Source organism: Flavobacterium degerlachei (genome assembly GCF_900106645.1).
Classification (GTDB): Bacteria; Bacteroidota; Bacteroidia; order Flavobacteriales; family Flavobacteriaceae; genus Flavobacterium; species Flavobacterium degerlachei.
In genome coordinates this window covers 1-15229 of the sequence record NZ_FNMV01000005.1, presented here as the reverse complement: position 1 = coordinate 15229, position 15229 = coordinate 1, and the positions used below count along the sequence as shown (strand labels likewise).

Here is a 15229-nt window from a genome sequence, read left to right as displayed (position 1 = left end):
TATCTATTAAACCAGACACTTGAGTTTTTTACTATATTTTTTATCTTTATTGACCTATCTTTTATTAATAGAAGTACTCTGATTTCTTATATTCAGAATTTCCATTAACAGGCATGACAGCTTCTGAAATTTTTTCGGTAGGATAACCATCTTCATCGTATTTAAAAGTGCTCTTATAAAAATTAGCTGAGGAGATTACTTGGTCATTTTGCGAAGAACTATTTGTTATCACACTTATCAAACTATTGTTTGCAGAAATAATATCATTGTGATCCAGTAGCTTTTCGTAACCCATTATAGAATGAAACGGATTACTCTTAGCATCGTATTCAAAACTAGCAGTATAAGTTATGCTAACTCCTGAAGGAGCGTTATCAAACGTTCTCTGGTCTTTGATGAAATTGTTCTTTTCGAAATATAAAGTACCATGATAAATTTTGACTTCTTTATCCTCGGCATTTATGTCAAATCTTTCATAAGCAATCGAGTTGTCTGAATTAGCAGTATACTTTATTATGTAGTTATCTGAAGACTTCGCACTTACTAATTTTCCTCTCAGATAATTATATTCAATTGTATTAACGGTTTTGTTGGTTTTATCTAAAACTACAATTTTAGTAATGAGCCCATCCATATAGCTGAAATCAGTATGCTGCTTTACGCCATCAATACTTTTTATTTCTTCACCATTATAAGTAAAATCAGTTGTAGTAGAAGTTCCATCAGCAGAAGTTTCAACCAGCTGCTTAAGGAATTTCATATTCTCATCCTTGTCCTTAGAGCATGAGCAAAATACTGCCAATACTGAGCACAAAATCAAAACTATGTTTAATCTTTTTTTCATTTAAAATCGCTTATAACCGTATCACATTGAAATCTAACAACATAGATAAAATTTAAAAAAACAAATATACAAAATCTAAATCAATGATTTGTATCTTTAAAATAATTGAACGAAAAAGCACACATAAGTGCGATTTACTCGCTCTTAGATGTGCTTTATAATTATCCTTTTTTAGTTTTTTTATTATTTAATGAATTCAATCGCTTTTTCCAAAGCTTCTGTAATTCCTTCTACTTTTTTACCTCCGGCAGTTGCAAAGAACGGTTGTCCTCCACCCCCACCTTGAATAAACTTACCTAATTCACGAACTACTAATCCGGCATTAAGTTTTCTGTCAGCAACTAATTCTTTTGAGATATAACAGCTCAACATTGGTTTTCCTTCTTCGGCTGTTGCCAAAACAAGAAACAAGTTATTTCCTAAATTACCTAACTCATAAGCCAAGTCTTTAGCTCCTTCCGGATTCAAATCAACTTGTTTTGCCAGGAATTGAATTCCGTTAACTTCTTGCAATTCTTTTGCCAATTCTCCTTTCATGTTTTTAGCCTTATCTTTCAACAAAGCATCCAATTGTTTTTTCAATTTGGCATTCTCTTCTTGAAGTGAGACAACTGCTTTTAGTGAATCTTGTGGATTTTTCAATGCAGTTTTTATTTCACTCAATAACTCTTCATGAGATGCAAAAAAGCCTTTTACAGCATCTCCTGTAATTGCTTCAATACGGCGAATTCCTGCTGCAACTGCTCCTTCTGAAACAATCTTGAAGTACCAAATATCAGCAGTGTTTTTTACGTGAATTCCTCCACAAAGTTCCATACTGTCGCCAAATTTAATTGCACGAACATGATCTCCGTATTTTTCACCAAACAAAGCCATTGCTCCTTCTTCTACCGCTTGCGCAAAAGGAATATCTCTTCTTTCTATCAAAGCAATATGCTGTTGGATTCTTGCATTTACAAAATCTTCTACTTGCTGTAATTCTTCATCAGTCACTTTTGCAAAGTGAGAGAAATCAAAACGCAAGTTTTTTGGATTTACCAATGATCCTTTTTGTTCTACATGTGTTCCTAAAACTGTACGCAAAGCCAAGTGCATTAAATGCGTAGCCGAGTGATTTTTAGCAGTCGCTGCTCTTAGATTCGTATCTACTTTTGCAACAAAAACCGCATTTACATTCTCTGGCAATTGCTTTGTGAAATGTAAAATAAGATTATTTTCTTTTTTAGTATCTATAATTTGGATTGTCTCATTTGCCGAAACCAAAGTTCCCTTATCTCCTACTTGACCTCCTCCTTCTGGATAAAACGGACTATTGTCTAAAACGATCTGGTATAAAACACCGTCTTTTTTAGAATCCACTTTACGGATACGAGTAATTTTCGCTTCTGATTCCGTTTGATCGTAACCTACAAATGTTTCTACATTTCCTGGAATCAAAACGCTCCAGTCCTCAGTCGAAACTTCAGATGCAGCGCGAGAACGTGCTTTTTGTTCTTGCATTGCAACATCAAAACCTGCTTCGTCTAACTCTAAACCTCTTTCTCTTAAAATCAAAGCTGTTAAATCCTTTGGAAAACCAAAAGTATCATACAATTCAAATGCCTTAGCACCTGCAACTATATTCCCTTTAGTTTCTCCAATTACATTTTCTAACAACTGTAATCCTTGGTCTAAGGTTCTCAAGAAAGAAGCTTCTTCCTCACGAATTACATTAGTCACTAAGTTTTGTTGTGATTTGATTTCTGGAAAAAACTCTCCCATTTGGTCCGCTAAAACATCAACTAATTGATAGGTAAAAGCTTCTTTAGTATTTAAAAATGTAAAGCCGTAACGAATAGCACGACGTAAAATTCTACGAATTACATATCCTGCTCCAGTATTTGAAGGTAATTGTCCATCAGCAATAGCGAAGGCTACAGCACGAACGTGATCTACAATCACACGAATAGCAATATTTGTTTTGTTTTGCTCTTCGCTTATATCTTTTACTTCGTTTGAAGTATATTTTAATCCTGTAATTTGTTCCACTTTTTCAATAAGCGGTGTAAATACATCAGTATCGTAGTTTGAAGTCACATTTTGCATTGCCATACACAAACGCTCAAATCCCATTCCGGTATCTACGTGTTGTGCAGGTAATTTTTCTAATGAACCATCAGCTTTACGGTTGAACTCCATAAATACGTTGTTCCATATTTCAACCACTTGTGGATGATCTTCGTTTACCAAGCTTCTACCTGAAACTGCAGCTCTTTCTTCATCAGTACGTAAATCGATGTGAATTTCAGAACAAGGTCCGCATGGTCCTTGATCTCCCATTTCCCAAAAATTGTCTTTTTTGTTTCCAAGGATAATTCGATCTTCAGGTACAAATTGTTTCCAAATATCAAAAGCTTGTTGATCAAAAGGTACATTTTCAGCTTCGTTTCCTTCAAAAACAGAAACATACAAACGGTCTTTGTCTAATTTTAAAACTTCAGTCAAAAATTCCCAAGCCCAAGGCAAGGCTTCTTCTTTGAAATAATCACCAAAAGACCAGTTCCCTAGCATCTCAAACATAGTATGATGATAGGTATCAAAACCTACATCTTCTAAATCATTATGTTTTCCTGAAACACGAAGACATTTTTGGGTATCGGCAATTCTAGTACTTTTTGGTGTGGCATTCCCAAGGAAATATTCTTTAAACTGCGCCATCCCTGAGTTGTTGAACATCAAAGTAGGATCGTCTTTAAGAACTATGGGAGCCGAAGGAACAATTAAGTGTCCTTTGCTTTGAAAAAAATCTAGAAATTGTTTACGTACGTCTTTTGAGTTCATTTATGTCGTTTAATCAGTTATTTGTTAATTGTTATATCGTGGGAATCGTATAAACGAATAACCAGATCAACAAATCAACAATTTTTGCCCCAGATAGCAGTGAAAAGCTTCGAGAATTAGTAATCTATTTTTTTCTTGAGGCGGCAGAGCGACCGGAGGAAGCTCCTGCAGGTTCATTAGAAAAAAAGATTGCTAATCGAGAACTTGCAACGAATAGCTGGAATAGGCACATTATTTTATTTATTATTGAAAAAAGTGTAGAACAAATGAAACATTTATTAAATTTGTTCATCTAACACTTTATAAAGTGCAAAAATAGGGTATTTTAAAATATGGCGAAAGTAAAATATTATTACGATTCCGAAAATCTGGCGTATAGAAAAATAAAAACAAAAAAAAGGAAGAAATTTGGTATAGCGATCTTGTTTTTAGTGGCTTCCGCCTTATTTGGATTTTTGAGTTTTGTTGTTTTATTGAATACTCCTTATTTTGACACACCAAAAGATAGGCTATTGATTCGCGAAATCGAGAATTTGAAGCTGAATTACGACGTTTTGAATAAAAGAATGGATCAGGTTGACAATGTTATGCTGGCAATTGAAGACCGCGACAACAATTTATACCGCACTTATTTTAACACCTCACCAATACCGCAAGAGGAAAGAAAATCAGGTTTTGGAGATGTCAATCGATATGCAGTTTTAGAAGGTTATGACAATACGCAACTGGTTTTAAACACTACGAAAAGAGTGGACGTTCTTACAAAAGAATTAGCGATACAATCTAAATCATTGGACTATATTTTAAAATTAGCCAAGGAGAAAAACAAATTACTGGCTGCCATTCCTGCCATTCAGCCTGTCAGGAACGAAAACTTGAAACGAATGGCTTCCGGTTTTGGATATCGAACAGATCCATTTACTAAAGCACGTAAGATGCATGAGGGCATGGACTTTACAGCAAAAATAGGGACTCCCATTTTTGCAACTGGCGATGGTGTAGTAGCAGAAGCTAATAGCAATGCTTCGGGTTTTGGTAATCATGTGGTCATTAGGCATGGTTATGGATACGAAACATTATACGCACATTTGAGTAAATACAACTGCAAACCAGGACAAAGAATCAAGCGCGGAGACATAATAGGGTTTGTGGGCAGCACCGGAAGATCAGAAGGTCCGCATTTGCATTATGAGGTTCACAAAGACAAGAAAGTCGTGAATCCGCTCAATTTTTATTACGGAAATATTTCAGCAGTGGAATATGTAGCCATTTCGAAATTAGCTACCCAAGAGAATCAATCATTGGATTAATAAAAAAAAATACTCAGTGTTCGCTTTATAATAATCAGTAGTAAAAGACTGTTAGAAAAGTGTTCAGTAAAAAAATATAAAAATGCATATTGAACTTTCGAAAGATAAAAGATATTACAGCATTGGTGAAATTGCCAAAGCATTTAATGTGAATGCTTCCTTGATTCGTTTTTGGGATTCGGAATTTGATATTCTAAAACCCAAGAAAAATGCTAAGGGTAATAGGATGTTTACGCCTGAAGATGTTACCAATTTACAGCTTATCTATCATCTTGTAAAAGAAAGAGGTTTTACACTTGAAGGTGCAAAAACCCACCTGAAAGAGGGACAAAAGAAAACCCTGGATAAATTTGAAATTATTAGAAAATTAGAAACAATAAGAACACAATTAACAAATATTAAAAATCAACTTTAAAATTAAATAAACATGAAAAGATTTTTGCCTTGGATTATCGGAGCCGTTATTATTTTTGGAATTTATAGCTGGGTTAAGGGAATTAACAATACTGCTGTAACATTAAATCAAACTGTAGAGCAATCTTGGGGAGATGTACAGACAGCTTACCAAAGACGAAATGACTTAATAGGAAACTTAGTAAACACTGTAAAAGGTGCTGCTGATTTCGAAAAAAGTACTTTGACTGCAGTTATTGAAGCACGTGCAAAAGCGACGTCAACAACTATTGATCCTGCAAACATTACACCAGAACAATTAGCCGAATTTAACAAAGCACAAAGCGGCGTTTCTTCAGCATTATCAAGATTGTTAGTTTCTGTTGAAAGATATCCTGACTTAAAAGCCAATCAAAATTTCTTGAAATTACAAGATGAGTTGGCAAGCACTGAAAATCAAATCTTAACTGCTAGAACTCGTTTTAATGAAGCGGTTAAACCTTACAACACGCATATCAAAACTTTCCCAAACAGCATCTTTGCAGGTATGTTTGGATTTAAAGAAAAAGCATATTTCACTGCCGTTGAAGGCGCTGACACACCAGTTGAAGTGAAATTCTAAAACTGGCCCAAAAAGGGAATTAGTTTAGCAATAAAACAAAAATCCTAGAACCCACGGGCTTTATCGTTCGTGGGATTCAGGTAATAAAAAAAACAATACGATGTCAAAAGTAGAAGATTTTTTAACACCAGAAGAAGAGCAAGAAATTGTTGAAGCGATTCGTATAGCCGAAAAAAATACCTCTGGAGAGATTAGAGTCCACTTAGAAAAAACAACTGATTTAGATCCTTATGATCGTGCATTGGAAGTTTTTAATGAACTAAAGATGGATGAAACCCAACTTAAAAACGGTGTGTTAATCTACCTAGCGGTAGAAGACAAAACCTTTGTGATTTGTGGTGACCAAGGTATAAATGAAATTGTTGAAAATGATTTTTGGGACAGTACCAAAGACGTTATGGTCGCTCATTTTAAAAACGGAAATTTCAAACAAGGTTTGGTTGACGGTATTTTAAGAGCGGGAGAAGAACTAAAAAAACATTTTCCATGGTCCGAAGATGATACGAATGAATTATCAAACGAAATCTCAAAAGGATAATATGATTATACCCAAATTAAATAGCTCACATTTTTTCAAACTACTTATTTGTTTTTTTGTTACTCAAATAGGTTTTGCACAATATACAATACCAGAAGTTCCTAGTTTACAAACTTCCGTTTATGACTATGCTAACCTTCTAAGTGCTTCAGAAAAAAAGCAATTAGAAGAAAAACTAATCCACTATTCTGATAGTACAACTACTCAAATCGTTGTCATCACAATTGAAAGTCTACAAAACGAAGATGTTAGCCAGCTGGCAACCAAATGGGGACAAACATGGGGAATTGGAGGAACTGCAAAAGATGACAATGGAGTAATTGTTTTAGTCGCAAAGGCTGAGAGAAAAATCGCCATCAACCCTGGTTATGGATTAGAAGATCGATTAACAGCGGGAACTGGAGGAGAAATAATTAGAAACATTATTACACCTGAGTTTAAGGCCGGAAGTTATTACAATGGTCTAGACAAAGGAACCGATGCTCTTATTGAAGTTTTTGCTGGAAAATACAAAGGGGAAAGAAAAAAAGCTACTAAAGAAAAAGACTTTCCTGTTTTGCCATTCATAATAATCATAGTAATTATCGTAATCCTTATTTCTAAAAATAAAGGTAGCGGTGGTGGAAACTCAGGGAACCGTGGTGGTGGAGGCCCTAGTTTACTAGATGTTATTCTTCTGAGTAGTCTTGGACGAGGCGGAGGCGGTGGCTTCGGCGGAGGTTCATCGGGAGGTGGATTTGGCGGCGGAGGCGGCGGTTTTGGCGGAGGCTTTGGCGGTGGAGGATTCTCCGGTGGAGGCTCTAGCGGAGGCTGGTAAAAAATATTCTAGATTATCAAAATAAGGAAAAGCTGCAATTTGCAGCTTTTTTTGTGCTCTCTACTAAACGATTACAGCGAATTTTTAAAAAAAAAGAAGCTGCTTTACTAAATATCGAGTCTATAAAAAAAAATAGTAAACACATAGGAATAACTAATTTTAATATTTGATTACCAATAAGTTAACTAAATTTTAGCGATGTAAAATGTAACTTTAATAGAAAACAAAGCCATGAAAAATTATGCAATTAAACTCGTGTGGTTGACCACTTTGTATGTATTTATTTTTGCCGCTTTATGTCTATTAAATATTCCAATTCAAGTATTAACCATCTTTCTATTTATTGGCTATTTTTTAATATTGTTTATGGTTTATAAAGTTCTAACAGATAAATACAGTACTACAAAAACTTTTAAAGACTGGTATGAAGATCAGCCTATGGACACTTTGGACGAATAGAAACAGAGAATTCGTTTTACTAAAGCTATTAATGGAAGAAGGTATTCTGATGCTTTACTAGCTACTTTCTTCCTTTAATTCTTTATTGCTATTTTACAACTATCGGACTTTACTTTTTAGGACAAAACGGTGCAGCAGCTTAGGAAAAAAGCGTTTTAAATAAACACCTAAAACTTCTTTTCCGCCAATGTATGCCTCAAATTTATTGGCCTCTACAGCCTTTACTAATTTTTTAGCAAAGATTCCAACGGGCATTCCGTTTAAGGTTGCGAGATCATCTTTATTTTGCTTAGAACCATCAGCCGTAAGCGAATTAATAGCCACATTCGTCTGGATAAAACCTGGGCAAATTAGCGTCACATTGATATTGTCTTTTTGATGCTCCATACGTAACACATCAAAGAAACCGTGCAAAGCGTGTTTTGCACCACAATAGCCAGAACGATATGGTGAACCAAATTTCCCCATCAAACTACTAACGGTTACAAAATGACCTTTCTGGTTTTGGATAAAATGCGGTAACAAAGCCTTGGATAGTGCAACAGTGCCTAAATAATCGACTTCAATTAATTTTTTATCCACTTCAAAATCGGTTTCTGCAAGAAGTGAACGCTGACTGACCCCGCCATTATTTATTAGGATGTCTACTTTTCCAAAAAAAGAAATCGCAGTAGCTACATGATTTTTGGCATTATTAAAATCAGCCAAATCAAATGGTAAAATAACCACTTCTGAACTCGTACATTGAGATTTAACTCGTTCTAAGTTTTCAATGTTACGGGCCGAAAGAATGAGCTTACAGTTCCTTTGCGAAAGCTCGTAAGCCAAGGCCTTCCCTATCCCGCTTGAAGCTCCCGTTATCCAAACTACCTTGTTACTTATTGAATCCATTTTTCTTATAAATGTAAAAAAGTTTATCGAGTTATGACTAACTCAATAAACTTTCTACTGTAAGCGGGAAAATTACTTTTATTTCTGCGCCAAAAACATAACAGCAAGTACTTAAACCCTTCTATTCATTTTGGATTATACTATTTAATGAAATATCATTCTTCCTCCATTTGTCTTTTCTTTTCCTGCAAACTTCTCTAATTTATAGGTCAATGAAAACATCAGATATCGTTTTAAAACGGTGTTCTCTTCGTCCTGAATCGCTTCAGGAGTTATAGTTCTAGTAGCACTCTGATTTTGATTTAAAAGATCATATACTTTTACTTTAGCCGTTATTTTTTTATCATAAAAACTATAAGCTAAACTACTATTCCACAAATAGAAATCCTTTTTAAAACCATCAGCAATATTGGAATTATAGTTGTAGCCAAAATCATTACCGAAAACCCAGTTTTTTGGCCAATAATTAGTGGTTTGAATATTGAACTTATGAGTTACGTTAGATGCTGAACTTAGTAAATAATTGGTGTACTTGGTATCATTAAAACTCACATTGTACGATGGACTAATCGTTAACAACTCGCCATATTCATAGGAAAAACTTGCCCTTGGGCTTAAACTTAGTGTATTTGCTTCAAATAAAACATCATTTGTGAATCCTTTTGACAAACCTAAATTTGCATGCAGGCCAAGTCCGAATTTATATTTATGAGCATCCTTTTTTAAAGTTTTGTTCCAATTTAGCCCAAAAAAAGAATCATAAACTCCTGAAATGTTCTCGTAAGTGGTTCTTCTTTTTCTATTCTCATCAAAAACTGTTGAAGAAACCGCCTTATTATCATAATAATTACCCCCTAAATAAATACTGTAACCTGCACGACTGGCAAAATCATAATCTCTAAAACTAATGTATCCTCTATGACTTTTATTAGGATCTAAATCTGGATTACCTATATAGGTATTTAACGGATTTGCGAGGTTCTCCACTGGCAAAATCTGACTTGCTGACGGGAAATTTATATCGTAACCATAACTCATCCATAATGATTTTGACTTGGTAAATTTGTAACTAATTTGCGCTTCTGCAAAAGGTAAAACGTAGTTTTTGCTGAGTGCTGTTTTTGCATTAAGGTATAAAGACTCATTATCGAATTGTGTAATCGAAGTACCGGCACTAAAATTAATGTTATATTTTTTCTTATTCAGACTCAAACCAGCCTTAGGCTTAAAGGTTTTAATATCAGATGTGAAGTAATTCGTTAAACTCGCATTGCTATCAGAATAAGATTGAGAGTTTGAATTAAAGTCATAAGTATCTCTATCTTCTGTTGTGTTTTGCGACGAATAATTAGCAGTTAATCTAACTTTCAATGAATCCGTTAATGGCTCCGTGTACTCTATTTCTGCCGTATAAACATCTTTAAAATTACTGTTTTTCCTTATCTGATCCCGTATAACATCTGGATCAGAACCTTGGTAAAAAATAGTATTCGTTTTATTAATGGAGTTTAACTCCTCTTTCGTATTTTCATTCTCAAACGAAAGGCTCATATTTCTCCCTTTTTTAGTAAATGTTTTATTGAATTCAATTAAATTATTGAAATTGTTTTTTTCACTTTCTTCGAATACTTGTGATGTGTTTTCATTTAACAATTGGTCATTTTCATCTTTTGAAAACTCGAAAGATTTATTTCTATATTTAGAATCTGATTTAATAAACCTAGGAGAAACTACAATTGAGGTGGTCGAGTCGATTTTATATTCAAATTGAAAATTAAAATTATGACCATTTTTCTCCTCACTAAATTCTGAATTAGACTCGGTTGTAAAATTTCCTGTCGGCAGAAACACAGTCTGTTTTGATCTGTTTATATTTTCAGAATCAGAATTGGTAAAAAAGTAACTACCACTTGGCTCCATACCTTTAAACCATTTATCTGAGTAATTCAAACCTACCATATTCGACCTTGTAATTCCTTTGCCTCCACCAAATCGCATACTTCCAATTCCGAACGAACCGTTATCAGAATAATAAAACGAATTATTTCGTCCTCCTTTCATATTATCAAAAATTTCATCCATGGAGAAACCGGTTGAATTAATATTATTAGAAGAAGCCAAGACACTTATTTTCCTTTTGTTTTTAAAATAATTAACTAATGCACTGCTTTCATAACGGCTACTTGTGCCGCCACCAGCCATAAATTTACCAAAAAAACCTTTGTTTTTATCTTCATCAATGGTCAGGTTAATACTTGCATTATTAGAGCTAGCAACCTGATTTGTCAACTCTTCTTTTTTGGTTTTAGTATCGGTGATTTGAACCTTATTGATAATGTCAGAAGGTAAACTTTGAAGTGCAATTTTCCCGTCTTTGTCAAAAAATGGTTTCCCGTTTACCAGTACCTGATTTACTTCTTTTCCATTAACGGTGATTTTCCCATCGGTATCAATTTCGACTCCTGGTAATTGCTTCAACAAGGTTTCTACATTTGCGTCTGGACGCACTTTAAATGAAGAGGCGTTAAACTCTAATGTGTCTTGCTTAATTCGGATGGGTGGTGCTTCGCTTTTTATTATGACTTCGCCTAAAGCGAATGCATTTTCAACCAATTTCAAAGTGCCAAAATCTTTTTCTTTAAGAAGTTCTTTAAACTCTTGCTTATAAACTTTGTAACCTATATAGGATATTTTTAAGAAAAATGGCTTTGTGATTGGTTTAGTAGAGAAAACAAATAAACCGTTTTTATCTGAAATCGTATAGTCAATTACGGTTGAATCTTGGACAGATGACAGATATACTGTTACGGATTCTAAAGGAATCTGCGTATTTGAATCAGTGATTTTGCCAGATAACTTAATACTTGTTTGAGCAAATGAAGTACAACAAACAATTAGTAGTATTAGTAGGTAGAATTTTCGCATAAAAAAATTAGCTGTTATAGATTGAACAATAACAGCTAATTAAGGCATTTTAAATAACAAAAAATTATATTTTACAATAATTTTAACAATCTATTTCTCTCTAATATAAATATCGATTGGTACTCCAGAAAAGTCCCAGTTGTCTCTAATTTTATTTTCAAGGTAACGTTTGTAAGGTTCTTTAACATATTGTGGCATATTAGCAAAAAACACAAACTGTGGTGTTTTCGTTGGCAATTGCATGCAATATTTAATTTTTACATATTTCCCTTTAGTTGCAGGTGGTGGGTACGCCTCAATCACTTTCAACATGTATTCGTTGAATTTTGAAGTAGCGATACGTTGCTGTCTGCTTTCATACACTTTTACTGTAGCTTCAAGCGCTTTCAATAAACGTTGTTTTGTTAAAGCAGATACAAAAAGAATTGGCACATCAGTAAATGGCATTAATTCTTCTCTTATTTTTTCTTCGTAGTCTCTTGTTGACATGGTTTCTTTTTCGACCAAATCCCATTTGTTAACAAGAATCACAACACCTTTTCTATTTTTTTCGGCTAACCAAAAAATACTTTGATCCTGACCTTCAAATCCACGAGTGGCATCGATAATCAAGATACAAATATCAGAATGCTCAATAGCACGTACAGAACGCATTACTGAATAAAATTCTAAATCTTCTTTCACTTTCGCTTTACGACGAATTCCCGCAGTATCTACTAAGTTAAATTCGAAACCAAAACGGTCAAATTTAGTATCAATAGAATCTCTGGTAGTTCCTGCAATATCTGTAACAATATAACGGTCTTTACCAATCAATGCGTTTATAAAACTAGATTTTCCTGCATTTGGACGTCCTACAACTGCAAAACGTGGCAAGTCAGAAACTTCCTCTACTACTGGTTTTTCTGGAAAAGCTTTAATTAAAGCATCTAACAAATCTCCAGTTCCACTTCCTGAAATACTTGCAAAAGTGTAATATTCACCTAATCCTAGGTTATAAAACTCAATCGCGTCTTTCTCACGCATAGCGTTATCTACCTTATTTACAGCAAGTAAAACAGGCTTAGTTACTTTACGCAATAGTCTAGCAACAGCATCATCCATTGGAGTAATACCTTCCTCAACATCAACTACAAATATGATAACATCTGCTTCATCAATAGCTAGTTCTACTTGTTTACGGATTTCGCCTTCAAAAACGTCATCCGATCCGCGAACGTATCCACCGGTATCAATTACAGAAAATTCCTTTCCATTCCACTCACTTTTTCCGTAGTTTCTATCACGGGTAACACCCGAAACGGAATCTACAATCGCTTCTCTTCTTTGTATCAGCCTATTAAAAAGGGTTGATTTCCCTACATTAGGTCTTCCTACTATCGCAACAATATTGTTCATAATATAAATTCAAATATTTTGCAAAGGTAGTGTAAAAAGCGTGAATATCAATTATTTTACTATATTAGCTTAGACCTTACCCTTAATAGACTAAAACTTTCTGCATGGATCCTGAAAATGAGATTACACTTCGTTTGCGTTTTAACCTAGAAATTCAGGAAAATAGCGCTTCCTTACTTTCTAAATTCGAAAAATATTCCAATATCAAATCGGAGAATTTTACCATAAAAACTAGTGACAATCACATTTGGCTTGATATTGTTCCATCAAAAAGAAAATACTGGACTCCTCATTTGCATTTGGAACTCGAACCCAAAAGTGATTCAGAAACTCATATCAGAGGTCTGTTTGGGCCAGACCCTACTCTTTGGACATTTTTCATGTTTCTTCATTTTATAATTGCCGCCTTGTTTTTTGTTTTTGGAGCAATGGCCTATTCTGACTATATCTTAAAGAATTCACTAACACTAGACGTCTCAATAATGGTACTGATGACCGTTTTTTGGTTTTCATTATATTACTTAGCTATGACTATCAGGAAAAAAGGAAGCCAGCAGATGAAGGAACTCGACACCTATTTTAATACAATTATAAATTCCGCAAATAACGAGAATTGAATTTAAGATAAAAGTCCCCATACAATCTAAAAGAATTGCATGGGGACTTTCTAATTATAATCTCAAAAGAGATTCTTTATCTATACAAACCTATTGGTTGTATCCAAATCGTTTTAACATATTCACGTTACTTCTCCAGTTTTTATTCACCTTCACGTACAACTCAATATGTATTTGTTTACCAAAGAACTTCTCTAAATCAGCACGAGAATCCATCCCCACTTTCTTTAGCGCAGCTCCTTTGTGACCAATAATAATTCCTTTTTGAGTTTCACGCTCCACCATAATCAAAGAACGAATTCTAATGATGTTTTCATCTTCAAAAAACTCTTCCGTAACGATTTCCACTGCATAAGGAATTTCTTTACTGTAATTCAACAAGATTTTCTCACGAATTGTCTCGTTAACAAAGAAACGTTCTGGTTTGTCAGTTAACTGGTCTTTTGGATAATAAGCTGGTGATTCCGGCAAAAGAGAAATTATTCTCTGAAAAACTTCTGGAACATTAAAATTCTGCAAAGCAGATATTGGGAAAATTTCAGCATTAGGAACTTTTTCAGCCCAGAATGCTACTTGCTCTTCCAATTTGTCTTGGTTAGACATATCTATTTTATTCAATAATAATAGTACTGGAATTTTAGCATGTATGATTTTATTGAAAAAAGCTTCGTCTTTCAAATCTTGCTCTCCTATCTCGACCATGTAGATCAAAATATCAGCATCTTCAAAAGCAGACTTAACGAAGTTCATCATCGACGCTTGCATTTCGTATGCTGGCTTAATGATACCTGGTGTATCAGATAAAATCATTTGAAAATCTTCCCCATTTACAATCCCAAGGATTCTATGGCGTGTTGTTTGTGCTTTGGATGTAATGATAGACAACCTTTCCCCTACAAAAGCATTCATTAATGTTGACTTCCCAACGTTTGGGTTCCCTATGATATTTACAAAACCGGCTTTATGTGACATGTATTATAGTATTTAATCTGCAAAGGTAGTTATATCAACTCAATAGATGAAATAAAACATTTTTTTTAAATTTTAGTTGCAAATGCCAAAATTCGTTGTACCTTTGCACCCGAAACAACGCGGGATAGAGCAGTAGGCAGCTCGTCGGGCTCATAACCCGAAGGTCACTGGTTCGAGTCCAGTTCCCGCTACTAAGTTAATTTTATTGAGATTACAAACGCACATCGCGGGATAGAGCAGTAGGCAGCTCGTCGGGCTCATAACCCGAAGGTCACTGGTTCGAGTCCAGTTCCCGCTACTAAGAAAGCTTCATAGAAATATGAGGCTTTTTTCTATTTAAAGTAATTCTTATGGATGAATTTGTTGTTTACATTTTATATTCCGAAAAATACAGCGAGAATTATAGGATCAAGCGCAAAAGTTGGGGATTATCCATAAAGGTTAGATAATCTAAATAGAAAAAAGTCAATATTGCGAACTCCTCTAAACTGACTTCTAAATGCTTTAATCTTTGCATTGAATGACTCAGCTGAAGCATTTGTACTTCGATTGTCAAAATAGTTTAGTATTGAATTATAATTGACGGTTATGGTATTGAGAACGATATTAAAGTTTTTAAAACC

At 34.4% G+C, this 15229-nt stretch carries 14 protein-coding genes and 2 tRNA genes; 9 read left to right on the top strand and 7 right to left on the bottom strand.

Annotation, left to right across the window (positions count from 1 at the left end; translation table 11 throughout):
- Nucleotides 1-64 precede the first annotated feature (64 nt).
- Nucleotides 65-844, bottom strand: coding sequence for a hypothetical protein (locus BLV91_RS06190; RefSeq protein WP_091430838.1), 780 nt, complete (start codon nt 842-844; stop codon nt 65-67).
- Nucleotides 845-1027: 183 nt separating this feature from the next.
- Nucleotides 1028-3664, bottom strand: coding sequence for an alanine--tRNA ligase (gene alaS / locus BLV91_RS06185; RefSeq protein WP_091430836.1), 2637 nt, complete (start codon nt 3662-3664; stop codon nt 1028-1030).
- Between the two features lie 332 nt (nt 3665-3996).
- Between alaS and BLV91_RS06180 the strand changes: the two genes are divergently transcribed.
- The 6 genes from BLV91_RS06180 (at nt 3997) to BLV91_RS06155 (ending at nt 7803) form a co-directional block, all read left to right on the top strand.
- The gene (locus BLV91_RS06180) at nt 3997-4974 is read left to right on the top strand and encodes a M23 family metallopeptidase (RefSeq protein WP_091430834.1); all 978 of its coding nucleotides are present in this window, start codon (nt 3997-3999) and stop codon (nt 4972-4974) included.
- A gap of 82 nt (nt 4975-5056) precedes the next feature.
- Nucleotides 5057-5389, top strand: coding sequence for a MerR family transcriptional regulator (locus BLV91_RS06175; protein ID WP_007137763.1), 333 nt, complete (start codon nt 5057-5059; stop codon nt 5387-5389).
- A gap of 12 nt (nt 5390-5401) precedes the next feature.
- Entirely contained in the window at nt 5402-5989 is a 588-nt protein-coding gene (locus BLV91_RS06170; protein ID WP_091430831.1) for a LemA family protein, read from the top strand.
- A 100-nt stretch (nt 5990-6089) separates the two neighbouring features.
- Complete coding sequence (locus tag BLV91_RS06165; protein ID WP_091430829.1) at nt 6090-6527, top strand: TPM domain-containing protein; 438 nt, start codon at nt 6090-6092, stop codon at nt 6525-6527.
- Nucleotide 6528: 1 nt separating this feature from the next.
- Entirely contained in the window at nt 6529-7344 is an 816-nt protein-coding gene (locus BLV91_RS06160; protein WP_091431213.1) for a TPM domain-containing protein, read from the top strand.
- Nucleotides 7345-7575: 231 nt separating this feature from the next.
- Entirely contained in the window at nt 7576-7803 is a 228-nt protein-coding gene (locus tag BLV91_RS06155; RefSeq protein ID WP_245709618.1) for a hypothetical protein, read from the top strand.
- 99 nt (nt 7804-7902) lie between these two features.
- On the opposite strand, the gene BLV91_RS06150 is transcribed toward BLV91_RS06155, so the two are convergent.
- The 3 genes from BLV91_RS06150 to der all read right to left on the bottom strand — a co-directional run bounded on the left by BLV91_RS06150 (nt 7903) and on the right by der (nt 13017).
- Nucleotides 7903-8694, bottom strand: coding sequence for an SDR family oxidoreductase (locus tag BLV91_RS06150; RefSeq protein ID WP_091430826.1), 792 nt, complete (start codon nt 8692-8694; stop codon nt 7903-7905).
- Between the two features lie 144 nt (nt 8695-8838).
- The gene (locus BLV91_RS06145; RefSeq protein ID WP_091430824.1) at nt 8839-11619 is read right to left on the bottom strand and encodes an outer membrane beta-barrel protein; all 2781 of its coding nucleotides are present in this window, start codon (nt 11617-11619) and stop codon (nt 8839-8841) included.
- Nucleotides 11620-11709: 90 nt separating this feature from the next.
- Nucleotides 11710-13017 (bottom strand): ribosome biogenesis GTPase Der, encoded by a 1308-nt coding sequence (gene der, locus BLV91_RS06140; protein ID WP_007137756.1) that lies wholly within the window; start codon nt 13015-13017, stop codon nt 11710-11712.
- Between the two features lie 104 nt (nt 13018-13121).
- Here der and BLV91_RS06135 point away from each other — a divergent pair, with 104 nt between their 5' ends.
- Nucleotides 13122-13634: a hypothetical protein gene (locus tag BLV91_RS06135; RefSeq protein WP_091430821.1), complete on the top strand. Its 513-nt coding sequence runs from the start codon at nt 13122-13124 to the stop codon at nt 13632-13634.
- 90 nt (nt 13635-13724) lie between these two features.
- Here the strand turns inward: BLV91_RS06135 and era are convergent, their stop codons facing one another.
- Complete coding sequence (gene era / locus BLV91_RS06130) at nt 13725-14606, bottom strand: GTPase Era (protein ID WP_091430818.1); 882 nt, start codon at nt 14604-14606, stop codon at nt 13725-13727.
- A 118-nt stretch (nt 14607-14724) separates the two neighbouring features.
- Here era and BLV91_RS06125 point away from each other — a divergent pair.
- Together BLV91_RS06125 and BLV91_RS06120 are read left to right on the top strand one after the other, a co-directional pair.
- Nucleotides 14725-14797, top strand: a tRNA-Met gene (locus tag BLV91_RS06125).
- A 34-nt stretch (nt 14798-14831) separates the two neighbouring features.
- Nucleotides 14832-14904 (top strand) — tRNA-Met (locus tag BLV91_RS06120).
- A 130-nt stretch (nt 14905-15034) separates the two neighbouring features.
- Here the strand turns inward: BLV91_RS06120 and BLV91_RS06115 are convergent.
- The coding region (locus BLV91_RS06115; protein WP_139262288.1) for a transposase at nt 15035-15229 on the bottom strand (195 nt) is incomplete at its 5' end.